The following is a 22,930-nucleotide window of genomic DNA, read 5'->3' as shown; positions in this document are numbered from 1 at the left end:
CTGGTCCGGGCGGTCTGCCGTGCTCCGCCAGGGGACGGTGAGCAAGCACATGCGGGGGAGCCCATGACTACGACCGACGCCGGTTCCGCGGTGATCACCCTGACCGAGTCCGAGTTGGACCCGTGGGTGACGCACGCGTCCACGCGGCACTGGCTGACCGGCCCCGGACTGCCCTGCGACAGCGGCGTGCTGAGCTTCGCGGAGCTGAGCCGCGAGGGCCTGCGCACGGTCGCCGACTCGACCGGCGACCCGGACGACCGCCTCTCGGCGGAACTGCGCGAGCAGCTGGTGATAGGCGGACTGCTGGGCCCCGCCGGCCTGGAGACGGAGTCGGTCCTGCTGGACGGCGCGACGGGCGAGATCTCGACGACGTACGTCCTGCACGACCGCCCCGACCTGATGGACCGCCGCCCCCTGGCCCCCTCCCTGCGGACGCTGGTCCGCTTCGCGGAGGCGACGGACGAACTGGCAGGCTTGCGGGGCCAGTTCGCCTCCTACGCGGGCCGCTACGGCCTCAAGGCGGTGGCGGAGGCGTCCCAGCACCTGCTGGCGGTGTTCCGGGACGGCGCGGACGGCGAACCGGCCCCGTTCTGGAAGATGGCGGCACTGATCCGCCCCTTGTCCCTGGTAGCGGGCCGCGGCGGCGCGTCCGGCCTCTCCCTGGACCTTCCGCACCGCCTCCTGGACCAGGAGTTCGGCCCCGGCAAGGTGGCGCGCTTCGAGGAGGTCGACTTCCCCGCGACCCTCACACACGAGCCGACCCGCCGCTTCCTGCGCGAGGTGGGCCTGCCGGAGGACGCCCACGTCTTCTCCCTGGACACGGACGTCCCCCTGGCGACGCTCGCCGAGTACTACGCCGACACCGACACCCCGGCCGGACTCCCCGCCGGGGCCCACGGCCTGATCCGCCTCGGCCACCTGGTGGAGGACAACAGCCTGGTCGTCGACGGCGCTACGGGCGCGGTCCTGAACTGGAGCGAACCCGAGGCGACGCTGTACCCGCTCAACACGGACGTGTCGACCCTCGCCTTCACCCTCTGGCTCCTGCACCGCGAGCGGGCGATAGACGCCCAGTCGTCCCACGAGCTGACGACCGACACCTACGACCAGCTGGCCATGACGATGCTCCAGGTCCTGTCGACGGTGGACCCCACGGGCGTCACCGCGGGCAGAACGGTCCGCCACTACTGGACGGACGCGTTCCAGGACGAGGCCGGCGGGGTGCTCTGACGGCCCTGCCGTCAGGCGGACTTGGCGGCGTTGCGGCGGCGTACGGCGAACACCAGGCCGCCACCGATCACCGCGGCGGCCACCGCGGCACCGGCGAGGAGCGGGGTGCCGTCGGAGCCGGTCGCGGCGAGGTTGCCGCCGGTGGTGCTGCCGGTCGAGGTGCCGGTGGAGCCGCCGGTCGTGGTGCCCTCCGAGGCCGACGCGGACGCCGAGGGCGAGGCAGTGGCGCCCGTGCCGCCGGCGGCCTGCCCCTCGGGGTCGTTGCCGTTGCCGCCGTTGTCCGAACCACCGTCGGCGCCGTCCGAGGGGCTCGGCTCCGGCTCGTAGTCGCTCGGCAGGTCGATGCTGATCACGGCGGTGTTGTTGGCCCGGTCGGTGTCGTACTCCGGGGCGATGTCGTAGACGGACGACGCCTTGACCTCGCCCTCGGTGTCCTGCGCGGACTCCTTGATCTTCAGCGTGAAGGTGTACGCGAGGGACTGGCCGACGTCGAGGGTCCCGTCCTTCGGCCAGCACACGTACTTGGGCTTGCCCGTGGTCCCCTGCGGCCCGCTCGGCCCGTCGATCCCGAACGGCGCGCAGTCCTTCGGCACCTTGACGGCGACGGTGCCCGGCGGGATCTGCACCAGCAGGCCCGGAAGGTCGTCGCTCTCCTGGTTCTGCACCCAGCCGGGACCGTCGTTGCGCAGCGTCGCCGTCACCGACTGCTCCTCGCCCGCCAGCGCCTCGGTGTCCTCGCCGACCGCGACGAGGTCGGCGGTGTTGTCGGCGGTCAGCGTGAGCCGCCGGTAGCTGTCGTCGAACCCCTCGCCCGGCGCCTCACCGCTCGCGCTCGTGCCGTACTCGACGGACTCCATCAGGGCCTTGTCCAGCGCCTTGAACCGGACGGGCGTGGTGACGGAGGCACCGGGTGCGATGACCGTGTCGAGCTCGCAGAGTGCCTGCCGGACCTGGTCCTCGACGGTCGAGTAGGTGCAGCCCTTCACCTGCTCGGGGAAGTCCAGCCCGCGCGTCAGACGCACCCGGAAGGTGACCCCGTCCACGGCGGCCGTGCCCTGGTTGGTGAGGGTGACGGACTTGTCGTAGACCTCACCCGGCTTGGGGGCCGCGGACGGCAGGGCCGACACGACCAGCTCGGGCTCGCCCCCTTCCGCGTGCGCCAGGGGCGCGGCGACAGCGGGACCGGCGACGGCGAGCACGGCAGCGGCCAGGACGGCTGCCGAGGGGCGCAGGTGCACGGTGTTTCTCCTCGTCGAAACAGTGGGCGGACGGACCGGAGCATCGGCTACCGGTCATGTCCTGGACACCTGAGAGGCACTCGGGGTTGTGCGGGACTTTCCGCGCGCAGGTGCCGTGAACCTCGCAACGACCCGAGGTACCCGCCGGATTGCCCCGTTGCGCCCTGAACGCGCCCTTCCCCGCTTCTGGACCCCCGCACATGCTCGGGTCATGGGGGACACAGACGAGTCGAGCATCATCCCGTTACCCGGCCCCGACGGACACCGGCAGCGGCCCCCTGACGCGCCGCGGCCGTGGGAGAACACCGACCGGGCACAGGCCGTGACGGAAGGCGCCACCGGGCCCGAGCCACCCGCCCCACCCGAGTGCCCCGACTGCGGACTGACCGGTGAGCGGCACGTCACCTACTACGGCACTCATGTCCTCCTCGAACCGGACATGCCGGTACCCGCGCACATGGTGCCCGCATGGCATCGCTGGTACGTGGACTCCAACGGCACGGCGTGGAACAGCCGCGAGAACGAGCCCGCACCGGGCGCGGTGTGCCGCGTCCCGCATCGCATCGCCTGCCCCGGTCTGAGCCCGGAGGAGGCGGGCATCTGGCGATGGCTGGACGCCCTACGCGCGGAAAACGCCCGCAGGGCACGGCGAAAGGCCGACGGGGACACCGACCCGACAGCACTTCCGAACGCCGGCTGACGGCTGCTCAAGCCTATGGAGGCCGTGGCGGGATTCGAACCCACGTAACTCGCTTTGCAGGTTTGTCCGGGCTGGTCTGGGCGTGATCCGGGTTCGTTCGTCGGTGTTCAGACCTGTACGGATGGTGGGCCCGAAGAGTCTCGGTGTACTGCTTTGAACGGCCGCGTACGGCTACGAACGAGACGGAAACTGAGACGGACGTCGGCACGACGTTGGTGCCCAATGGTGGGATGGGCGGGGTAACGCCAGGTCGGTCGGCATCTCGTTCGGCGCCCCCGGACCACCATGTTAGGAGAGTTGAGGAGACGGGGCCGCACCGTCGACAACGCCGATACGCTAGCCCTGTGACGGATGCAGATGTACCTGACATGCCAGCGACTGAGCAGCCTGCGGCCCGGGGGATCTTCGACGGTTTCTCTGGGTACGTGACGCCCGCAATGGAAGACTGGCAGAACGTGTTGAGTAACGGCCTGGTCGTTGTGGACACGAATGTACTGCTAAATCTTTATCGGTATAACCAGGATGCTCGCGCATCGCTCCTCGATGCCCTGGAAAAGATCGGCGTACGCCTGTGGGTGCCGAATCAGGTGATGGTTGAATTCTGGCGCAATCGTGAGAATGCGCTCGAAGATCCAGAGAGGCAATTGCAGCAATCTATTTCCGCCCTTCGGTCCGACTTGGAAAAGACTACTGGAGATCTGCGCAGTTGGATCAATCGAGTGTCTTTGGATCGTGCGGCCGCTTTGCAGCTTGAGGGAATTCTTGACAATGCTTTCGATGAAGTGATCGGCTCCATGGAGCGCGTTGTCGACAGTAGCGGCCTTGGAATGGAGCACGACACTTCAAAGGATAAGGTTCTATCCGCGCTGACGGCGTTGCTTGATGGCAAGGTGGGAGCTCCGCTTGATCCCGTAGTCCATGCAAAATGCGTAGCTGACGGTAAGCGTCGGCTTGAGGAGCAAGTGCCGCCTGGGTATAAAGACAAAAAGAAAGAGGCGCGCGGAGATGACTCCGAAGTCGGAGATTATCTTGTGTGGTACCAGGTGCTGCAAGAGGCGAAGACTCGTTCCACTGACGTCCTCCTCGTCACTGGAGACACGAAGGAAGACTGGTGGCGCCTCCGTAACCGTATGACCTTGGGGCCTCGCAACGAGTTGTCAGAAGAACTGTTGCGGGAAGCGGGTGTGCGCCTTTATATGCTGAAGCCTGATCGGCTGCTGGTTCTGGCGCGTGACTTCCTCAAGGTTTCGGTCAGCGAGGATTCGGTTCAGAACGTCGAGTTGGTTGATGCTCAATCAACACCTATTGATGAAACGGTTGGGAGTTGGAGTTATGCCTCCCTCATGCCGGTCATTCGGAAACTTCGCGCGCAAGCTCCGGTGCAGGAGGCCAGCATTGCGCGCGCTGTGGAAAATGGCGGCTATGTGAGCCGTGAGGAGATTTACGAGATTGGTGGCTACGGCCCGGAACGAATGCTGAAAGGTTTTACGCGTCCTGTAACGCGGATATCGCTGGAGGTTGCGGCAGATTGGAACCTGAGTCGGTTTGATCGTGATCTACTCGATCCGGTCTATGCAGAGATGAAAGCCGGATTCGGCTGGGTAGATGGATTCCGCGTCGACTCCAGCCTCCATGCCGCGTTGCGTAAGGCGTGGGCTTTGATTGATGAAGTGGACGTCGAGGACCTGATGGACGAACCGGATTACGATCCGAGTGCCTCTTAAGGCTTTGCCTTCCAAGGGTATCGAGTCCGCAGCGTCGTCGTCATCTTGCTCTGGAACCGAGCGAGGGGCCGAAGAACTCAGCGTGGCACGCTTGACCCTGACGACGGGAGACGGAGAGGGAGGGTGAGTGTCGCAGCAAGCAAGTCCGCGCGGGACTTTTCGGAAGATCGCGGACGCGCTTAAGGCGCAGATGGACGCGGACCCGGAGATGGTGGAAGTGCCATCGGTCGCGGCAGTCATGGGTGATCACGGAGTCTCGCGCGGGGTGGTCCTCCGGGCGTTCGCGGTGCTTCAGAAGGAGGGTGCTGCGGAGCCAGTTCCGGGCGGACGCTGGCGTGTGGTGAGGGACGGGCAGCGAACGGACCGGCGCCCGCTCGCGGAACGGCTCACGGACGTCTTCGCGGATGACGGCCTTGAGGTCGGGGCAACCTTTCCGAGCGCTTCCGCGCTGTGCGAGAGGTTCGACGTCTCGCGTCCGACGGTGACCAAGGCGCTGGAGAAGCTGGAAGCCGCAGGGTGGCTGTCCGGAGGGGGGCAGGGCAAAGCACGGACCGTGCGGGCCCTGCCGAATCGAGAGGAGAGTTCCTCACTGTGACGGGACTGACGGAGTGGGCATACCCGCTCGCCGAATCGCTGCTTGCCGACCCGTTGCCGCGTCGTTGGAAGCACTCGGTCGGAGTTGCCGAGCGCGCACGCACTATCGCGCCGATCCTCGGCGCGGACGCGGAACTGTTGGAGGCGGCTGCGGTCCTGCACGACATCGGCTATGCGCCGGACCTCGCCAAGACGGGTTTCCATCCGCTTGACGGGGCCCGCTACCTCCGGGATGTCGCGAACGCTGATGCGAGGGTCGTGCACCTTGTCGCTCACCACTCCTGTTCGTGGATGGAAGCGGACGCCCGCGGGCTGCGCGAGGAACTTGAGGGCGAGTTCCCGAGGGAAAGCGCTGAGCTCAATGACGCGCTCTGCTACTGCGACATGAACACGACTCCGGACGGGACGCCCACGAATCCCGTGGACCGCGTCAACGAGATCGCCGGTCGCTACGGGCCGGACAGCCTGATCGGTACGTTCATCCGTCGCGCCGAACCGGAGATCCTCGCGAGCACCTCGCGTGTGCTCGAACGGGTCGCCGCTGCGAAGCGTCAGCCGATGTAGGGCATCGGGCGGGTCCGATCCATGGCGTGCTCGATCCGGAGGCGCATGGTGGGGTGGACGTCCAACTTCGACAGGTCCGATGGGTCCACCCATCGGACCTGTGTCGTCTCGTTGCTCGTACGCACCTCGCCGCCGACCGGTCGGGCGCGGAAGCAGATGCTGAACTGCTGCCGGACCTCGCCGTCGTCGTACTTCATCACGTGGCCCGGGTCGGTGTAGATCCCGGACATGTCGACGACCTCGGCTTTGATGCCGGTCTCTTCCCATACCTCACGGACCACGGTGTCACTGATCGACTCGCCCACGTCGTGGCCGCCACCTGGCAGTGCCCACCGCCCGTTGTCAGAGCGCTGGATCATCAGCACCTCGCCCGCGTCGTTCTGCACGAACGCGACGACGGAGGGAACGACCGAGTTGGCCGGCGGGGCGTCCGGGTCGTGCAGGTAGTCAATGCGTCCCATGATCAGGCTCCCGTGATGCTTGCGATGTCTTGGTCTGTGATCTGCCGGGCGTGCTCCCAGGTGTGTTCGATGCTATTCGCGTACGTGTCGAACAGGCCGCCACCGGGCAGGCGGCGCAGATGCATGACGGGCGCCATGTAGGCGCCGATACCGTAGACGTGAGGGTTCACCAACATCTCGTCATCGGCTCGATAGATCGAGTTGTAGAGCGTCGAATCGTGCAGTCGTAAACCGATGTCCGGGTGAGTCCTCATGAGCGGGCGGTAGAGCACCAGGGCATTCCGAATCTTGCCGTCCATGATCCGGTGCCCCTCGTCTATGCCCCGTTGCAGGACGGCTGCGCACTCAGGGTCCCCTAGGAGGATGCGCACCTGGGTGCCTGCTTCCACCTTTGCCTTCACGAGATCGTGAAACAGGGGGTCCTCTGACAGGAAGAGCCCGGAGTAGACGAGAACGTCCAAGCTCTTCTGCGCGCGTCCGTAGATCTCACGCCAGAGGCCGGACGGCACCGTGTGCCGATGCGGGTAGACGGTGACGATCTCGGCTTTCGTCAGGTCCGCCGCGCTCTCGACGGCCCGGTCGTCGCCCCACAGTGTCGTCACGTCGACCTTGAGCACGGCGGCCGTCGCGTACTGGTGTCGCCGATACGGCACCTTGCCCTGAGTGATCCAGCGTTCGACGGTCTTCGGGTTGACGTCGATCTCGTCAGCCAACCGCTGGATCGTCAGACCGCTGGCCAACAGGGCAGACCGCAAACGCTCGTTGGACATCTGCACTCCCGGTGGGACGTCTAGGGACTTCTTGAAGGTACCTAGATGCCCTTGAGGTGTCTACGCACGTGGTTACCAAGTCCCCTGACCTGGGCCGATTCTGATTGTGCGCCAGGAAGTTCCGGCGCGAAAGCAAGAGGTTCCGTCGATGCACTTGACGGTGCCCCATGCAGTACCTGTAAAACAGGTACTGCAACGAGCGTCCGGATGCACGGCCCGGAGTAAGCGCTCCCAAGAACTCAACAGAGTGCCGACCCAGCCACCTGAACATGGGTGGTCGATGGGTGCGGGTCACCATCCCGACCGCTCATGTCGGGCCGGGTGTCCTGCCCTGATCCGCCCTGCGGGGCGGTGACGGCATTGATTGATCTGACATGCGAAGCACCTTCGCGAGGGCTCGTTCCTCGCTTAAGCCCCGATGGTCTTCGGGCCGGGTTCGACTCCCGGCCGGGGCGCTTGGCCCACCGCTTCTTGCGGCGTTGGCCTGCGTACCGAGCGCGCCGGCACGCCCGGACAGGACAGCCCGCCGCGCTCGGTCTCTCAATCCCGACACAGTCAAGGAGTTCATCCGTGACCGAGCACGTCTCCGAGACCTTCGAGACCATCCGCTACACCGCCGATGTCGTCGTCACCACGACCGACGGGTACGTGCTGCTGATCGAGCGCGGCTGGGACCCGTTCAAGGGTCAGTGGGCGCTGCCCGGCGGTCACGTCGACCCCGGTGAGACGAGCCGCGCCGCCGCTGCCCGTGAACTCGCCGAAGAGGCTGGTGTGTACGCGATGCCCGAGGAGCTGGTGCAGGTCGGCACGTTCGACCAGCCCGACCGTGACCCGCGCGGCAGGTACGTCACCGTCGCCTACCACCTGACCGTCATCCCCGGAACGATCGTCGAGGCTGGTGATGACGCGACCAACGCCCAGTGGTGGCCCCTGAGCGACCTGCCGCCGCTCGCGTTCGATCACGCCGACATCCTCCGCGCGCTCATCATCCCCACCATCTGACCCCCCTTCTTCGCGGGGCGGCCGTACTCCCGGACAGGACAGCCGACCGCCCCGCTTCCCCTTCCCGACGTAGCACTGAGGAGAGACCCCATCATGCGTATGCGCACTTTCGTCGCTGGCCAGGAAGCGCACGGCGACCTGGAGTTCGCGGAACTGGCGCTCGGTATCGACGTCGACCTGTTCCGGGGGCCGCTGGAGTTCGAGACGGACGGCGAGCGTGCCGCCCGTGAGGACGCGGCCCATGACGTCCTCGCCGACCTGCGGGCGGAGGCGGAGTCCGGTGATGAGATCGCCGGTTGGGATGCCCTGTACGCCGACGCGCTGACCCGCACCGTGCCCTTCCTGCGCTCCGTGCGCGGCCACCGGGCCGGGACGGTGGAAGCGGCATGAAGGCCAAGACCGTACTGCCCGCCGTCGCGATGACGGCGGTGTCCATGGTGCTCACCCTGGCCGTGGTCATGATGTGGCTGGGCACGGCCGTGCCGTGGCCGGTCGCCCTGGTCGTCGGACTCGGCATCGACGGGGGATGGCTCGCCACCCTCGCCTACGAACGCCGCCTCGCCGCTCAGGGCGACCACAGCCGGATCGTCACCGCGGTTGGCTGGTTCTTCGGTCTGATCGCGGCCGGTGTCCTGGTCGCCCACGCTCTGACCGCCGAACAGTCGGCCGGCGCGTGGCTGGCCGTGGCGTGGCTGCCGATCGCCGCCAAGGCGCTGTGGCTGGTTCACGGGCTGTGGGAGCGCACCGCGCTGACCCCGGTCGCCATGGACGCGATCCGGGGCATTCAGCAGGAAGCGCGGGATGAGGCGGCCGTGGCGCGGGCCCGGCTGCGGGCGGATGCGTCGACCGAGGAGACCCGGCTGACGGCCGTGACGGGGGCCGGAGCCCGCGTCGCACGCGTACAGGCAAAGACCGCAAAGACCCTCTCGCGGGCGTGGTCGACGCTGGAAGAGGCACGGCAGGGCGAGGACACCGGCAGGGCGCTGACCAGCGTGACGAGCCGCGTCACACCCGGCGTCACACCGGTCTGGGAGCTGCCCGTGTGGGGTCCCACCGAACCGGTCCCCGCGCTCTCTTTGGAGTCGGGACCCGCACTCACTGATGAGGCCCTTGACGCGCTGGTCGACGGGATCACGCACAGTGAGACGCCCGCTCTGTCGTATCGCGAGATGGCCGCCCGGTTTCGCCAGGCCGGTCATTCCGCCTCCGAGGTCCGGTTGCGGGCCGCGTGGAAGCGTGTGGCGTGAGCGTGCGGTTCTGGGACCCGGACGGGGCCAAGTTCGGTATCCCCACCTACCCGTGGCACCTGGCGCCGGATGGCCTGGCCACCCGCCGACAGCTCCGCATCCGTGGACTGCGCCCGGGTGGTCAGGATATTGCGGCTCAGGTCCTGAGGCCGCGTCGCCGGCGGGAGCCGCTGACCGCGTACCTGTACCGGGTCGACCTCGCCCTACCGGTTCGGCCGATGACCCCGGCGAGGTGGGCGGCGCTCGCCAAGGCCAATGCCGCTCGCCGCCGTTGCCCCGAGTGCCACCGGGACGCCGGATACGTCATCCCACCGGCGCTCGGAGCCTGCGTGACCTGCGCCTTTCCCGAGGAACAGCGCGCCGCCTAAACCACCCCGAATCCCGGGTCCGGCCGCCCACCTTCCACAGCAAGCCGGCCGGACCCTTCGACTCCCGAAGGAGTGCGTACATCGTGACGGAGAATCCCACCTTCCTGCCCCCGGACGACCCGCAAAGCACCGAAGCGCCGACGGCTGAGGTACTGCCGTTCCCTCTGAAGAAGACCGCGCCTGCCGACTCGCCCCCGCCCACCGGCGAGGGCGTGGTGAAGCCGGGGGAGTGGGAGGCTGAACTCCCCGACACCGACGACCCGGAGGCCGAAGGGCTGACCGACGGGGCGCCGGTGGACCCGCCGCGCGAGGTCTACCCGCCCTCGGTAGCGGAGTGGATGGAGGCCAAGGACAAGGCCCGTCTGCCGGTCCTGCCGGACTGGGTGAAGCTGCCTGACCAGCGCACGGCGGTGCGTAAGTGGGCGGTGCGGCACTACTCGGCTGTGGTCGGCTACCACGCCGTTCGCCTGCCCTGCATCTACACGCCGAAGGTGCTGTTCTACTCGCCGCGCGGGGCGTGGCGCTGGTCGGCCGCGATCGGCCGGTGGGTGTTCGACGGGGAGGGCAAGTCGCTCCGGCTCGCGTCGGTGGCGAACGAGGACGCGGCGGAGTACCTGAAGCTGTCGCGGCAGCGCAACGACCGTGTCCGCCTGCGGGGCATCGTCGCCGCGATCGCCTCCATGGTCGGCCTCGCCGCCGCGCTGACCCTGTACGTCATGGCCCCGTCCTGGCTGCTGTTGCTGGCCATGGCCGCGCTGACCACCACGCTCGGGACGGCCGGGGCGCCGGCCGATCGGCCGCTGATCGACATGGCCAAGGTGACGTTCCGCAAGCGGCGGCTGTCCAGTGACATCGTCATCCGCGCGCATGAGGCGTCCGGGCTGACCACCAAAGACCAGACGATCGCGTTCCCCCGGCCGATCGGCCGGGACGGCGACGGATGGCGCGTGGTCGTTGACCTGCCGTACGGCAAGACGTTCGAGGACGCGGTGAAGGCTCACGCCCGGCTTGCCTCCGGTATGGACATCGCCCCCACTCAGCTCTTCCTCGACAAGGACGAGACGAGCGGGCGGCGGGTGTCGTACTGGATCGCCGACCGTGACCCGCTCGCCGTGCCGTCGGGCAAGTCCCCGCTGTTGGGGGCGACCCGGGTGGACTTCTGGAAGCCGTTCCCGTGGGGTGTCGACGAGCGCGGCAACCCGGTCATGGCCACGATGCTGTGGCTGTCGTTGCTGGTCGGCGCCGTGCCCCGGCAGGGCAAGACGTTCTCTGCCCGCACCATCGCGCTCGCCGCCGCGCTGGACCCGTACGTGCGCCTGTACGTGTTCGACGGCAAGGCCTCGCCGGATTGGCGCAAGTTCGCGCTGGTCGCGCACCGCATCGGGTTCGGCATCGTGCCCAAGAACGGGTTCGACCCGGTGCAGCACCTGCTGACCTCGCTGCGGGAACTCAAGGCGGACGTCGAGGACCGCTACCACCGGCTCTCCGAACTGCCGCTGCACGTCTGCCCCGAGGGCAAGCTCACCCCGGAGATCAGCCGGGACAAGAAGCTGAACATGCCCCTCACGCTGTTCGTGGTGGACGAGGTGCAGGAGTACCTGACCCACCCCGAGCACGGCAAGGAGATCCTGTCGCTCATGGTCTACCTCGCCCGGGTCGCCCCCGCGGTAGGTGTCTCTGTGATGACGTCGACGCAGAAGCCGGACGACAAGGCATGCCCCTCCGAGCTGCGTGACCAGCACCAGGCCCGGTTCGCGCTGCGGGTCGGCGCCTACCAGGTCTCCGACGTCATCCTTGGCGCGGGCTCGTACTCGGAGGGCTTGGACGCGTCCAAGCTGCTGAAGTCCCACAAGGGCGTTGGCCTGCTCAAGGGCATGTCCGACGACTCCGGGATCGTGCGCACCTACCTTGCCGACGGCCGCGACGCGGACCGCATCCTCACCCGTGCCGCCGCGCTGCGGGAGGCCGAGGGCACGCTGACCGGAGACGCGGCCGGGGAAGCCCCAACGCCGGAGGTGTCCGCGACGATCCTTGACGACGTGGCGGCCGTCCTGGGCAAGGGCGAGGCCAAGGTGTGGTCCGAGACCATCGTTGACCGCCTCGCCGACCTGCGCCCCGACGTCTACGGCCCGTGGGCGGAACTGGACGCCAAGCCGAAGGCCGAAGCGCTCACCGCCGCACTCAAGCCGTTCGGCATCGGCACCATGCAGATCAGCCGGCGCATCGACGGCGAACAGGTCAACAAGCGCGGCATCAAGCGCGACGACATCGCCACCGCGATTACGCAGCGCAACGAAAAGCGGGACGCCGGATAGGTCTCACAACCTGCTACCGGTAGCGGCATGCGTCGCTACCGGTAGCAACCCTGCTAGCGACCAAAACCGCCCCTGATCAGGTCGCTAGCGTCTAGCGGCCTACCTGCGGAAACCCCTGAAAACCCGCCTGAGAGGCCCCTGATGAGCCTTCCCCTGCTTGCTATCGCCTGCCTGATGCTCGTCACGTTCGGTTACAGCGTCAAGTGCTGGCTGAGCCCGTTCGGTGACTGCCGCAAGTGCCACGGCATGGGCCACGGCTTCAAGACCGACCGCAAGGGCCGGACCAAGCGCGGCAAGGACTGCCGCCGTTGTGACGCCACCGGCAAGCGCATACGCGTCGGCCGCTGGATCTACAACCGCGCCGCGCGCACCTACCGCGCCGGCACCCGCTGACCCACCCCGGAGGACCGATGGTCATCACCATCCCGCTCGTTCTGCTGTTCGCCGCCTTGGCCCTACTGCTCTTGCGCTTCAAGGCCGTCGGCGCCGGCGCGGCCGTCGTCGTCGCCCTGTTCGGCTTCTACCTCGCCAACACCGGCGCGGCCGACACCGTCAACCAGCTCGTTGCCGCCGTCACCGGCGCCCTCGCCGACATCGGCCGCTGACCCGAAGGGAGACCAGCGTCATGAACGAACCCACCGCGTACGGCCGCCCGGCCGGACAGGACATCGCGGCTGTGGAGGTCCACACCCCCACCCCGATCGTTCCCGCGCACACTGTCCCGCTCGTTCCCGTGCAGCCGGGCGCGATCCCGTCTGTGGCGAGCGTCGTTCTGCCGGACGGCCGCGTCGTCACCGGCTACGCCATCAGCCCCGCACAGCCCGAACCGGTCGTCGCCAAGCCGGCCGTCTCCCGCGCGGCGGTGAACATCGCGCTCGGAGGCATCGGGTTCGGGGCGGTGTGCGGCGGCTTGGTCCTGCTGACCACGTTCATCGCCGCGCTCGCCGCGCTCATCCATCAGCTCATCATCCTCGCCGCCGTCATCTTCGGCGGCTGGATCGCCGTGCAGGTGTTCAGCGCGAGCGGCCACGGCGGCGGAACGACGGTCAACATCCGCAAGGCCGTCATCAAGCGCAACAAGTTCTACGGCTGACAGAGGGAGAGCAACCCCGTGATCCGACTGCGCATTCAGGTCGCCCACTGGCCCCGTCGGGCCCTGATCGTGACCGACACGCCTCGCCCCGGCTGCCGCGACTGCGAGGGCGAGGGCGGGTTCGAGTACGACTACGGCGACCACACCGGCGAGTACGCCGGTACCGACTGGGAGCCCTGCGGGTGCTGGAACGAGAACCGGCGTTGGGCCCTGCTTCCCCTGCCGCGTAGGCCCCGGTGGCTGCGGCGCCGTGACAGCGGCCGTGACCCGTGGGGGCCCGGCGGCTACAGCGACGAACCGCCCTTCTAGCTCTGCCCGTGGGCGGCGGCACTCCCGGACAAGGACAGCCCGCCGCCCACGGTCTCCGTATCCCGACGTAGCAGAACAGGAGACCAACAGCATGACACCTGACGGCACGACCCGGCGCCCCGGCGACGGGAATCACCCGGACGGGAGCCCCCTGCACACCGCCCTCGCCCTCGCGGCGGTCGGCGTCCCGGTCCTGCCCCTGCGGCGCGGCAAGGTCCCGTTCGGCAACTGCCGCGCGTGCAAGGGCAACGCGTGCGGCGGACGGCCCACGATGAAGAGTGCGGGCCCGTGCCGGTGCCCCGCGCCGTGCCACGCGTGGGCCGCCGCCACCACCGACCCACACGCCCTCAACTCCATCCAGTGGGAAGCGGCATGGCGACACGCGGCGGCTGTCGCCTACCACCCCGGAGGCGCCGGGGTGACCGTGGTCGACCTGGACGACGCGGCGGCCATTGCGTGGGCCCGCGCGACACTGCCCGCCACCCGGACCGTGCCGACGACCCGTGGTGAGCACTGGATCTACCGGGGCGTCATGCCCTCCGCCAACGCGGTCCGGCCCGGTGTGGACATCAAGTCCCTTATGGCGTACGCCCGTTGGCTCGGTTCGGGCACCGGCGTCATGGCCGCTCTCCCGGACTCTGTGCGCGCCCTGGCAGTAAAGGAGCCGTCTACGGCCCGTAGGGCGCCACAGAGCCTCTCAGCGCCTCTGACGGGGCAGGGCGGGGCGTGCCCGCACCGCACGCCCACCTTCCTCGCCCGTGGCATCACCATGGCGGAGCAGCGCATCACCAACGCTCGCACGGCGGTGCACACCACCGTCTACCGCACGTTCCTCGCCGTGCTGTCCACGCACGGCCGGTGCGGCTGCCTCACCAACACCCACATGGAACGCCTGTTCACCGCTGCGCAGGTCAAGGGCGAAACGCTCCGACACTGCACCGACGCGTGGACCAACGCCCGCACCACGTTGGGACTGTGACCATGGCCGACGACGAGAAGAACCCCGCCCGCCAGATCATCACCGACTACGCGCAAGCGCACTTCCGCTACTTCCGCACCCCGGACGGAACCGTATACGCGCAACGCAACAACCACCCCGTGGCCCGCCCGATCCGCTCCCAGGGCACCACCGGCAGCCACCGCCAGGAACTCATGGTCGGCCTCTTCCGCGACGGACGCGGCGTCTTCAACGGGACCGCGTTGAAGGAGGCGTTGGACCTGATCGAGGCGCTCGCGCTGGCTGAGGACGTTCAGCCCGTGCACATCCGCGTCGCCCCCGGATTCGACGGGGCGACGTGGCTGGACCTGGGACGTGATGACGGGCAGTCCGTGCGCATCCACCCCACCGGCTGGGACATCCTCACCCCCGACCCGCGTGAGGTGTGCTGGCGGCGTACACAGCTCACCGGGGAACTTCCCCTGCCCGCGAAGGACACGGACGGCAAGGGGATCGACCTCTTGATGCGGCTGTGCAACTTCGCCACGGCCGAGACCGAGTGCCTGGCGATCGCGTGGTTGATCGGCTGTCTCGGTCCGTCCGTGCCCGTCCCGGCCCCGTTCCTGACCGGCCCCCAGGGCGCGGGGAAGTCCACCGGTGGTCGGATGCTCGTACGGATCATCGAGGGCATGACCGGTGACCTGCGCCGCGCCCCGAAGGATGAAGAGAACCTGATCGCGGCGGTGGCGGCGGGTTGGGTCACCGCGCTGGACAACCTCTCGCACATGACGCCGGACCTGTCCGACGCGATGTGCTGCATCGTCACCGGCGCGGAGAGCGTCAAGCGGGCCCTGTTCACCGACGGGGACGTGTTCCGCGTCGGCTACCGCCGGCCGTTGCTGCTGACCGGGATCGACGTCGGGGTCATCCGGCCCGACCTGGCCGAACGGCTCCTTCCTCTGCGTCTGGAACGCCCCCGCGTGCGGCGTACTGAGGCCGAACTGTGGACGGACTACGCGGAGGTTCTGCCCGTCGTTCTCGGGTCCTTGCTCGATCTCACGGTCAGGGTCCGGGCGGTGGACGCGGAGACTCCGACCGACCTGCGGATGGCGGACTTCGCGCACCTGTGCGCGCAGCTCGACGCGGCCACCGGGCTCGGGGCGCTGGCCGCGTACCGGGCCAGTCTGGACGATCTGAACGACGACGTGATCGAGGGCGACTTGTTGGCTCAGACCGTCCTCGCGCATGCCGAGACGATCGAGCCGGGCACGGCGCAGCGGATGACGTCCACGGAGTGGCTGCACTGCCTCAGCCAGCGCTACAGCGGCGACGACTGCCGCCCGCTGCCCAAGGGGTGGCCGACCACGGGCAAGGTGCTCTCCGACCGGCTCAAGCGGCTTCAGCCCACCCTCGCGGCCCGGGGTGTCCTCATCGACTCCGGCCGCACCAGCGAGGGCCGCTACCTCGAAATGACCCGCCCGTCCGTTCCGCCGCCGCATGAGCAGCAGCGGATGCCCTGACACACGCGCTCGCGCGGACAAGCAAGAGGAGCACCACCCGCCGAGGCGTGCTCCTCTTGCTGTTCGGCGCTCGCGCCGCCCCAAGGACGTGCCGCGAAGCGGCTCCTTCTTCACGCTGTGAGCGGCACCGCACTACGACAGACACCCCCCTTCTTTGTCCTAAGAGGGAAGACGCTGCGTCATCTGCGTCATACGGGCCGGAAAACGGCCCCTGAGCTGCGACTACCGGCATGACGCAGACGGCCGCGCCTGCGTCATCCTGCGTCATCTGCGTCATGGGCCACGTCACGAATGACGCAGCCCATGACGCACCCATGACGCAGACCTCGCCACCTGCGTCACCCATAACCGCAGGTCACAAGGCCGAATGACGCTGATGACGCAATGACGCAGAAATCCACACCTCGGACACACGCAGGCTCCCGCACGCCTGCACTCAACTCACCGGAGTGAGCCTTGGACGATCACGAGACCCTCGCCACCGCCACCGACGACGACCCGACCCTTGTACTCCTCAAGGTCGAAGAGGCAGCCCACCGACTCCGCATCGGCCGCACCACCTGCTTCGCACTCATTCGTACCGGCGCTCTCGAATCCGTCATGGTCGGCGGTCTGCGCCGCGTTCCCGTCGATGCACCGGCCGCCTATGTGGCCAGCCTCCGAACCGCCCCACTCGCCGCTTGACGACGCCGGGGCGGCGGCACTCCCGGACAGGACAGCCCGCCGCCCCGGCTCCATCCCGACACGCAAGAAACAGGAGCCTGCCTGTGGCAGAGGACAAGAAGAAGCGCACTCGACAGCCGAACGGCCGAAGCTCGATCTACTTCGGTAAGGACGGCAAATGGCACGGCCGCGTCACTGTGGGCGTCCGCGACGACGGCACGCCGGACCGCCGCCATGTCGAGCGCAAGAGCAAGACCGAGGTAGCGGAGGCCGTCCGAGAGCTGGAGAAGCAGCGAGACGCCAAGACCGTACGGAAGCCCGGCAAGGCATGGACGGTCAAGGCGTGGCTGACGCACTGGATTGAGAACGTCGCGCCCCTCGCCGTGAACGACAACACGATGGTCGGGTACGGCGTGGCTGTCCGGAAGCACCTCATTCCCGGCTTGGGGGCCCATCGGCTCGACAGGCTCAAGCCCGAGCACATTGAGGTGTTCTACGCCAAGATGCAGGCCACCGGCAGCAAGCCCGCGACCGCTCACCAGGTGCACCGGACCTTCCGCGCCGCGCTCAACGAGGCTGTACGGCGGGGGCATCTCGGCAAGAACCCGGTGCTGTTGGCCAAGGCGCCGAAGACGGGGGAGCACGAGGTAGAGCCCTACACCGTCCAAGAGGTACAGCGGCTGCTGAAGGCTGCTGACCAGCACCGCAACTCCGCACGGTGGGCCGTTGCCCTCGCGCTCGGTCTGCGTCAGGGGGAGGTGCTGGGGTTGCAGTGGGTGGACGTGGACCTTGACGGCGGGTTCCTTATGGTCCGCCGTAGCCGACACCGGCCGCAGTACGCCCATGGGTGCACTGAGCCGTGTGGACGCAAGGCCGCCGGGTACTGCCCGCAGAAGCGACGGACCAACCCGGAGTTGACCGTCACCAAGTCGCGCGCCGGCCGCCGTGCGGTCGGTCTTCCCGAACAGCTCGTTGACCTACTCCGTGCGCACCTCAAGGCGCAGGAAGCTGAGCGGGAGGCGGCAGGGAAACGCTGGGAGGAGAACGGCCTGGTCTTCCCTGACGAGCACGGACGTAGCCCGTCCCACCGTCGGGACTGGACCGAGTGGAAAGCTCTCCTGGTTGAAGCGAAGGTGCGGGACGGGCGTCTGCACGATGCGCGCCATACGGCCGCCACGGTCTTGCTGATCCTTGGTGTCCCTGAGCGGGCCGTTATGGGCCTCATGGGATGGTCGACCACCGCCATGGCTGCCCGATACCAGCACATGGTGGACGCGGTGCGTGCCGACGTGGCAAGGCAAGTGGACGGCTTGATCTGGCAAACCGAGGCGCCCCGGCCGGATGGTGACGACGGCGCGGCTGGTGCGCTCGTATCGGCTGGTTGAGGCGTACGAGGAGAGGCAGGTGGCGCCACTCCGGTCGCCACCTGGGTCTCCGCTGCGACGTTTGTAAATTACGCCGTTTGGCTAAGCTCTTGCAATGTGTGTGCAATTCCTTCGACCAGTTTGACGTGGTCTTCGAAGGGCAACTCGCTTACTATGTCAGCGACACCTTTACCCATCTCACTTTTAGATGTGACGGCAACTCGGACATAGGGAGACTCTGCCCGACCAGTCGCCAGGTCCAGCACCGAGAAGCGCAGCGTCAAATCATCGAGCGCCACGGTCCCCACGACATTGGATGGTGGATCGAACTGGTCCAATGCGGAGCGTGCCATCATGTGACCCGCGACCTCTAGGCCATCGGACAAATTCTCCCTCAGGAAACCGCACAATGCCGGAGAGAGGAGCCCAAGGATGTTCTCTCCAAAGTCGACCTTAGTCGCTGTTCCGTAGCTCTTTAGGGCAATCTCGCGCTGCACCTCGTCGCTCTCCCATTTACGGGGTGCGGATGCGGCTGCCCACATCAGCTCGAACATCTCCTGTATTAGGAGCTCCGCGACAGCCGTCGGGCCATGGACGCTGGCGTGCAATGTCTGAGAACGGAGGGAGATTGCGTTGATTGGTGTGTAGGTGTGAATGCCTAGCCCAGGGAATCTACCGTCCCTGAAGCGTATCGATTCAGTCACCGCCTGGGACATTCTGGCTTTCTGGCCTTCACTAAGCGTCGAGAGCTGTGACTGTGGGTCTAGCACGGTGTTGGAGATCACTGATTCCAGCTTAGTGGAGTCCAGATGAAGGTTGTATCTTTCCTTCATCTCTTCAGTGAATCTTGGATAATCAATATCGCCGTAAGGTAGCATGTCCGGATCGATGTGCACCAGCACCTCAGACGACTCTATCGTGCGAATGTAGCCGGGAGCTTTTGATGCAGTGATCTCCCTCGAGACCTCGTCTCTGCGCGCTTGATCGGGGGTCAGGTTCTTAAGGGCCGCCTTAGCGTTCTGTGTGATCCCTTCGCTCATGGCTAGACCCTCTCTAGGTGGTCGGCTACGTAATCCACTACGTCATCAAGTGCCCTATCGATTTTCGACTGGGCCTCTTCCGGTGAATCGTCTACACACTTCCTAATCTCCGCTATTGCGTCGAGGCAGCTCGCTTGCACAGCGGTGGGTAGCCAAATTGTCAACTTGAGGTATTCGTCTTGGTTGTTGCTCGAGGGTGATATTCCAAGGCGCGCCTGAAGTAGTATCAGCCAAATGAATTGTAGAGCCTCTTGTCGAAGCGGAAGCAAGGTTCCAAACCTGTCACTTTCCAGTTGCTGCTTTTGCAGCTTGGCTTGGTGTGACTGAGACTGACGGTTTGTGAAATATGCGGACATGAAAACAATGCTGCCACCAAGCACTGCTGAAAGGAGGGTCGGCAAAAGATCAGCCATTGCCGCCTCCGATCGAAGATGGAGAGATGCAGCATGGCGCCTCAACTGATTCCATGGTGGCACGAGGTCTAGGGGTCCGCACCTCGGACCTTCTAGATCTCGCGTCCGTTGCAACGGTGTTGCCGTTAGAGGAAGGACAACCTTTTGGTCGGCCGCCTCCGGCAGGGAGGCTGTTGGTTCAACTGAGACGGGAACTGAGACGAGCGAACGAGGGAACGGCATGGCAAAAGGGATGCCGCCACGTCGTTATGCCTGGTCGGGCAGGTAGAGGCCGTGGCGGGATTCGAACCCACGTAACTCGCTTTGCAGGCGAGCCCCTCAACCACTCGGGCACACGGCCGGGCCGAGTACGAAGCACTTGGCTCTCGGCCGTGTCCGAACTCGATGTCATGACCGTAGGCCGGGGCGGATCGGGGGCTCAAGGGCATCGGGCGGGCTGCAACGCGACTGCCACACGCCGTTCATGAACGGGGCCGAGAGGGGCCGTAAAGCGGTCGTCCTCGCCCCCCGCCCGGCCATAACCTCTGCCCATGTCCGAACTCCTCCTGCCCCTCGACCCCGCCCTGCGGACGGCCCTCGACGACCTCGCGGACGCGCAGGGCCGCACGCCGGAGGAGGTTGCGCTGCACGCCGTACGCGGATACCTGCGCCAGGAGAGCGGACGGGTGCGGGCCGTCGCGGAGGGGCTCGCGCGGCAGCACGCCGACCTGCTGAGGAGGCTCGGCGAATGACCCGGTACCTGACCGTCGACGAGGTCACCGGCATCGCCGAGATCGCCTTCGGCGGGCGGCCGCCCGAGGCGCGCGCTCCCGGGCTGCTCGCCTCCGCCGTGCACCGCCCGCGCGCCCGGATGTTCGGCACCGCCGCCTACGAGGACCGGTACGAGCAGGCGGCCGCCCTGCTCCACGCCCTCGCCGCCAACCACCCCCTCGTCGACGGCAACAAGCGCACGGCCTGGCTGGCCACCGCCACCTTCCTCGCCCTCAACGGCGTCGACCTGGCCGCGGTGGACCAGGACGTGGCCTACGAGCTGGTCGTCGACGTCGCCTCCGGGGCCGAAGGGGAGGTCGGGAGGATCGCGGGGCGGTTGCGGGGGCTGTGACGTCGGTCCCACCCGAAGGTGCCCCGGCCCGGTCCGCGCGTTGACCGGTCCGGGCCGCCGGTAGGGTGGCCCGGTTGTCATACGTAGCCGAGCCGTCAGGCTCCCTCGCACGAGCCGCCCGACCCCCAACGGAGACCGTGACTACCACCGCCGGCACCAGTTCCGCCTCGCACCACCTGTCCCCGGCGTTCCCCGGCCGCGCCCCGTGGGGTACCGCCAGCAAGCTGCGCGCCTGGCAGCAGGGCGCGATGGAGAAGTACATCCAGGAGCAGCCCCGGGACTTCCTGGCGGTCGCCACCCCCGGCGCCGGCAAGACGACCTTCGCGCTGACACTGGCCTCCTGGATGCTGCACCACCACGTCGTCCAGCAGGTGACCGTGGTCGCCCCGACCGAGCACCTGAAGAAGCAGTGGGCCGAGGCCGCCGCCCGCATCGGGATCAAGCTCGACCCGGAGTACAGCGCCGGGCCGCTCGGCCGGGAGTACCACGGCGTCGCCGTGACGTACGCCGGTGTCGGCGTCCGGCCCATGCTCCACCGCAACCGCGTGGAGCAGCGCAAGACGCTCGTCATCCTCGACGAGATCCACCACGCCGGTGACAGCAAGTCCTGGGGTGAGGCCTGCCTCGAGGCCTTCGAGCCCGCGACCCGACGGCTCGCCCTGACCGGTACGCCCTTCCGGTCCGACACCAACCCCATCCCGTTCGTGACGTACGAGGAGGGCAACGACGGGATCCGGCGCTCCGCCGCCGACTACACCTACGGCTACGGCAACGCCCTCGCCGACAACGTCGTGCGGCCCGTCATCTTCCTCTCCTACAGCGGCAACATGCGCTGGCGCACCAAGGCCGGAGACGAGATCGCCGCCCGGCTCGGCGAGCCCATGACCAAGGACGCCATCAGCCAGGCCTGGCGGACCGCCCTCGACCCGCGCGGTGAGTGGATGCCGTCGGTGCTGCGGGCGGCCGACCAGCGGCTGACCGAGGTCAGGAAGGCGATCCCGGACGCGGGTGCGCTCGTCATCGCCTCCGACCAGGAATCGGCGCGTGCGTACGCCAAGCTCATCCGGGAGATCACTGGCACCGGCGCGACCCTCGTGCTGTCGGACGACTCCGGCGCGTCCGAGCGGATCGACGAGTTCAGCGCGAACAACGACCGCTGGATGGTCGCGGTGCGGATGGTGTCGGAGGGCGTCGACGTGCCGCGCCTGGCCGTCGGCGTGTACGCCACCACCATCTCCACCCCGCTCTTCTTCGCCCAGGCCGTCGGGCGTTTCGTGCGGTCCCGGCGGCGCGGCGAGACCGCCTCCGTGTTCCTGCCCACCGTGCCCGACCTGCTCTCCTTCGCCAACGAGATGGAGCGCGAGCGCGACCACGTCCTCGACAAGCCCAAGAAGCAGGGCGAGGAGGATCCGTACGCCGAGTCCGAGAAGGAGATGGACGAGGCGAACCGGGAGCAGGACGAGGACACCGGCGAGCAGGAGCAGTTCTCCTTCGAGGCGCTGGAGTCCGAGGCCGTCTTCGACCGGGTCATGTACAACGGCGCCGAGTTCGGCATGCAGGCCCACCCGGGCAGCGAGGAGGAGCAGGACTACCTCGGCATTCCGGGTCTTCTGGAGCCCGACCAGGTGCAGCTGCTGCTCCAGAAGCGGCAGGCCCGGCAGATCGCGCACAGCCGCAAGAAGCCGGACGAGGAAGCCGACCTGCTCGAAGTGCCCGCCGAGCGGCGGCCCGTGGTCTCCCACAAGGAGATGATGGAGCTGCGGCGCCAGCTCAACACGATGGTCGGCGCGTACGTCCACCAGAGCGGCAAGCCGCACGGAGTGATCCACACGGAGCTGCGGCGCGTGTGCGGGGGGCCTCCGGCGGCTGAGGCGACGGCGGGGCAGCTGCGGCAGCGGATCGCCAAGGTGCAGGAGTGGGCGACCCGGATGAAGTGAGCTCCCGTGGTCTATCGGCTGCGGCTTGTGTGTGGCTGAGCGCGCCCACGCGGCGGAGCCGCACATCGGCAGAGCCCCGCGCCCCTGTGGGGGCGCTCATACCGCCGCAAATTCCAGCACTACGCCCCTCTGCGTGCCCGGATTCTGGACGGAGACTTCCGCTCAGCGAACCAGCTTCGCTACTGTCCGGCTACGCACACGCCCCGTGGCAGCGCCGCCGCGGAGCGCAGCCGTGAAGCGACGCGGCCCGGACAGGCCGGGCCGCCGACCGATCGGCGGCCTCTGAAGCGTCACCGACGGGACTCGGTGACGCATCCGCCGACCAGGGAGCCGCCGACC

25 protein-coding genes and 1 tRNA gene are annotated in these 22,930 nt (G+C 67.7%); 21 read left to right on the top strand and 5 right to left on the bottom strand.

Annotation, left to right across the window (positions count from 1 at the left end; translation table 11 throughout):
* Positions 1-63: 63 nt before the first annotated feature.
* Positions 64-1,230, top strand: coding sequence for an SUKH-4 family immunity protein (locus ABT116_RS05405; protein ID WP_351628140.1), 1,167 nt, complete (start codon positions 64-66; stop codon positions 1,228-1,230).
* Between the two features lie 11 nt (positions 1,231-1,241).
* Here ABT116_RS05405 and ABT116_RS05400 read toward each other — a convergent pair whose 3' ends face one another.
* Entirely contained in the window at positions 1,242-2,468 is a 1,227-nt protein-coding gene (locus tag ABT116_RS05400; RefSeq protein ID WP_351628137.1) for an LAETG motif-containing sortase-dependent surface protein, read from the bottom strand.
* 211 nt (positions 2,469-2,679) lie between these two features.
* Here ABT116_RS05400 and ABT116_RS05395 point away from each other — a divergent pair, with 211 nt between their 5' ends.
* From ABT116_RS05395 to ABT116_RS05380, 4 genes are all read left to right on the top strand, one after another.
* Positions 2,680-3,168 carry a DUF6083 domain-containing protein gene (locus tag ABT116_RS05395; RefSeq protein ID WP_351628134.1) on the top strand — a complete coding sequence of 163 codons (489 nt, stop codon included), beginning with the start codon at positions 2,680-2,682 and terminating at the stop codon, positions 3,166-3,168.
* A 344-nt stretch (positions 3,169-3,512) separates the two neighbouring features.
* Positions 3,513-4,892, top strand: coding sequence for a PIN-like domain-containing protein (locus ABT116_RS05390; RefSeq protein ID WP_351628131.1), 1,380 nt, complete (start codon positions 3,513-3,515; stop codon positions 4,890-4,892).
* Positions 4,893-5,019: 127 nt separating this feature from the next.
* Entirely contained in the window at positions 5,020-5,487 is a 468-nt protein-coding gene (locus tag ABT116_RS05385) for a GntR family transcriptional regulator (protein ID WP_351628128.1), read from the top strand.
* Positions 5,484-6,050 carry an HD domain-containing protein gene (locus ABT116_RS05380; protein WP_351628126.1) on the top strand — a complete coding sequence of 189 codons (567 nt, stop codon included), beginning with the start codon at positions 5,484-5,486 and terminating at the stop codon, positions 6,048-6,050. Before ABT116_RS05385 ends, ABT116_RS05380 begins: the two co-directional genes overlap by 4 nt.
* Here the strand turns inward: ABT116_RS05380 and ABT116_RS05375 are convergent.
* Positions 6,038-6,511: an NUDIX domain-containing protein gene (locus ABT116_RS05375; protein ID WP_351628123.1), complete on the bottom strand. Its 474-nt coding sequence runs from the start codon at positions 6,509-6,511 to the stop codon at positions 6,038-6,040. The genes ABT116_RS05380 and ABT116_RS05375 overlap by 13 nt on opposite strands.
* Positions 6,512-6,513: 2 nt before the next feature.
* Positions 6,514-7,281 carry a helix-turn-helix domain-containing protein gene (locus tag ABT116_RS05370; RefSeq protein WP_351628121.1) on the bottom strand — a complete coding sequence of 256 codons (768 nt, stop codon included), beginning with the start codon at positions 7,279-7,281 and terminating at the stop codon, positions 6,514-6,516.
* Positions 7,282-7,851: 570 nt separating this feature from the next.
* Between ABT116_RS05370 and ABT116_RS05365 the strand changes: the two genes are divergently transcribed.
* The 13 genes from ABT116_RS05365 (at position 7,852) to ABT116_RS05305 (ending at position 18,120) form a co-directional block, all read left to right on the top strand.
* Entirely contained in the window at positions 7,852-8,283 is a 432-nt protein-coding gene (locus ABT116_RS05365) for an NUDIX domain-containing protein (RefSeq protein ID WP_351628119.1), read from the top strand.
* Positions 8,284-8,382: 99 nt separating this feature from the next.
* On the top strand, positions 8,383-8,673 hold the full coding sequence (locus ABT116_RS05360) for a hypothetical protein (RefSeq protein WP_351628178.1): 291 nt from the start codon (positions 8,383-8,385) through the stop codon (positions 8,671-8,673).
* Positions 8,670-9,530: a protein spdB gene (locus ABT116_RS05355; RefSeq protein ID WP_351628117.1), complete on the top strand. Its 861-nt coding sequence runs from the start codon at positions 8,670-8,672 to the stop codon at positions 9,528-9,530. The genes ABT116_RS05360 and ABT116_RS05355 overlap by 4 nt, the downstream gene beginning before the upstream one ends.
* Positions 9,527-9,898, top strand: coding sequence for an RRQRL motif-containing zinc-binding protein (locus ABT116_RS05350; protein WP_502983823.1), 372 nt, complete (start codon positions 9,527-9,529; stop codon positions 9,896-9,898). The genes ABT116_RS05355 and ABT116_RS05350 overlap by 4 nt, the downstream gene beginning before the upstream one ends.
* A gap of 83 nt (positions 9,899-9,981) precedes the next feature.
* On the top strand, positions 9,982-12,213 hold the full coding sequence (locus ABT116_RS05345; RefSeq protein WP_351628111.1) for a cell division protein FtsK: 2,232 nt from the start codon (positions 9,982-9,984) through the stop codon (positions 12,211-12,213).
* Between the two features lie 141 nt (positions 12,214-12,354).
* Positions 12,355-12,606, top strand: a complete 252-nt coding sequence (locus ABT116_RS05340; RefSeq protein WP_351628108.1) for a hypothetical protein — start codon at positions 12,355-12,357, stop codon at positions 12,604-12,606.
* 17 nt (positions 12,607-12,623) lie between these two features.
* Positions 12,624-12,818: a hypothetical protein gene (locus ABT116_RS05335; RefSeq protein WP_351628105.1), complete on the top strand. Its 195-nt coding sequence runs from the start codon at positions 12,624-12,626 to the stop codon at positions 12,816-12,818.
* A 20-nt stretch (positions 12,819-12,838) separates the two neighbouring features.
* Entirely contained in the window at positions 12,839-13,306 is a 468-nt protein-coding gene (locus tag ABT116_RS05330) for a hypothetical protein (RefSeq protein WP_351628102.1), read from the top strand.
* Between the two features lie 18 nt (positions 13,307-13,324).
* Positions 13,325-13,615 (top strand): hypothetical protein, encoded by a 291-nt coding sequence (locus tag ABT116_RS05325; RefSeq protein ID WP_351628101.1) that lies wholly within the window; start codon positions 13,325-13,327, stop codon positions 13,613-13,615.
* A 91-nt stretch (positions 13,616-13,706) separates the two neighbouring features.
* Positions 13,707-14,594 carry a bifunctional DNA primase/polymerase gene (locus ABT116_RS05320; RefSeq protein ID WP_351628098.1) on the top strand — a complete coding sequence of 296 codons (888 nt, stop codon included), beginning with the start codon at positions 13,707-13,709 and terminating at the stop codon, positions 14,592-14,594.
* Between the two features lie 2 nt (positions 14,595-14,596).
* Positions 14,597-16,072, top strand: coding sequence for an AICE element replication initiation protein (locus tag ABT116_RS05315; protein WP_351628175.1), 1,476 nt, complete (start codon positions 14,597-14,599; stop codon positions 16,070-16,072).
* A 456-nt stretch (positions 16,073-16,528) separates the two neighbouring features.
* Positions 16,529-16,756, top strand: a complete 228-nt coding sequence (locus ABT116_RS05310; RefSeq protein WP_351628097.1) for an excisionase family DNA-binding protein — start codon at positions 16,529-16,531, stop codon at positions 16,754-16,756.
* A gap of 83 nt (positions 16,757-16,839) precedes the next feature.
* Positions 16,840-18,120: a tyrosine-type recombinase/integrase gene (locus ABT116_RS05305; RefSeq protein ID WP_351628095.1), complete on the top strand. Its 1,281-nt coding sequence runs from the start codon at positions 16,840-16,842 to the stop codon at positions 18,118-18,120.
* A gap of 68 nt (positions 18,121-18,188) precedes the next feature.
* Here ABT116_RS05305 and ABT116_RS05300 read toward each other — a convergent pair whose 3' ends face one another.
* Positions 18,189-19,139, bottom strand: coding sequence for a hypothetical protein (locus ABT116_RS05300; protein ID WP_351628092.1), 951 nt, complete (start codon positions 19,137-19,139; stop codon positions 18,189-18,191).
* A gap of 681 nt (positions 19,140-19,820) precedes the next feature.
* A tRNA-Cys gene (locus ABT116_RS05295) sits at positions 19,821-19,892 on the bottom strand.
* A gap of 190 nt (positions 19,893-20,082) precedes the next feature.
* Between ABT116_RS05295 and ABT116_RS05290 the strand changes: the two genes are divergently transcribed.
* The 3 genes from ABT116_RS05290 (at position 20,083) to ABT116_RS05280 (ending at position 22,591) form a co-directional block, all read left to right on the top strand.
* Positions 20,083-20,283, top strand: a complete 201-nt coding sequence (locus ABT116_RS05290) for a hypothetical protein (RefSeq protein WP_351628090.1) — start codon at positions 20,083-20,085, stop codon at positions 20,281-20,283.
* Positions 20,280-20,654 carry a type II toxin-antitoxin system death-on-curing family toxin gene (locus ABT116_RS05285; protein ID WP_351628087.1) on the top strand — a complete coding sequence of 125 codons (375 nt, stop codon included), beginning with the start codon at positions 20,280-20,282 and terminating at the stop codon, positions 20,652-20,654. Before ABT116_RS05290 ends, ABT116_RS05285 begins: the two co-directional genes overlap by 4 nt.
* 137 nt (positions 20,655-20,791) lie before the next feature.
* Positions 20,792-22,591, top strand: coding sequence for a DEAD/DEAH box helicase (locus tag ABT116_RS05280; RefSeq protein WP_351628084.1), 1,800 nt, complete (start codon positions 20,792-20,794; stop codon positions 22,589-22,591).
* Positions 22,592-22,930 lie beyond the last annotated feature (339 nt).

It is taken from the genome of Streptomyces sp. NPDC002130, from assembly GCF_040296465.1.
In the GTDB taxonomy this organism is placed as follows: domain Bacteria; phylum Actinomycetota; class Actinomycetes; order Streptomycetales; family Streptomycetaceae; genus Streptomyces.
Note: the sequence above shows the minus strand (reverse complement) of the source record. Positions and strands in the feature narration are given on the sequence as shown.

Coding starts and splice junctions, on each gene's coding strand:
- ABT116_RS05360 (WP_351628178.1), top strand. CDS start 8,383: ATGCGCACTTTCGTCGCTGGCCAGGAAGCGCACGGCGACCTGGAGTTC.
- ABT116_RS05285 (WP_351628087.1), top strand. CDS start 20,280: ATGACCCGGTACCTGACCGTCGACGAGGTCACCGGCATCGCCGAGATC.
- ABT116_RS05370 (WP_351628121.1), bottom strand. CDS start 7,281: ATGTCCAACGAGCGTTTGCGGTCTGCCCTGTTGGCCAGCGGTCTGACG.
- ABT116_RS05320 (WP_351628098.1), top strand. CDS start 13,707: ATGACACCTGACGGCACGACCCGGCGCCCCGGCGACGGGAATCACCCG.
- ABT116_RS05300 (WP_351628092.1), bottom strand. CDS start 19,139: ATGAGCGAAGGGATCACACAGAACGCTAAGGCGGCCCTTAAGAACCTG.
- ABT116_RS05330 (WP_351628102.1), top strand. CDS start 12,839: ATGAACGAACCCACCGCGTACGGCCGCCCGGCCGGACAGGACATCGCG.
- ABT116_RS05315 (WP_351628175.1), top strand. CDS start 14,597: ATGGCCGACGACGAGAAGAACCCCGCCCGCCAGATCATCACCGACTAC.
- ABT116_RS05290 (WP_351628090.1), top strand. CDS start 20,083: ATGTCCGAACTCCTCCTGCCCCTCGACCCCGCCCTGCGGACGGCCCTC.
- ABT116_RS05355 (WP_351628117.1), top strand. CDS start 8,670: ATGAAGGCCAAGACCGTACTGCCCGCCGTCGCGATGACGGCGGTGTCC.
- ABT116_RS05340 (WP_351628108.1), top strand. CDS start 12,355: ATGAGCCTTCCCCTGCTTGCTATCGCCTGCCTGATGCTCGTCACGTTC.
- ABT116_RS05335 (WP_351628105.1), top strand. CDS start 12,624: ATGGTCATCACCATCCCGCTCGTTCTGCTGTTCGCCGCCTTGGCCCTA.
- ABT116_RS05395 (WP_351628134.1), top strand. CDS start 2,680: ATGGGGGACACAGACGAGTCGAGCATCATCCCGTTACCCGGCCCCGAC.
- ABT116_RS05375 (WP_351628123.1), bottom strand. CDS start 6,511: ATGGGACGCATTGACTACCTGCACGACCCGGACGCCCCGCCGGCCAAC.
- ABT116_RS05405 (WP_351628140.1), top strand. CDS start 64: ATGACTACGACCGACGCCGGTTCCGCGGTGATCACCCTGACCGAGTCC.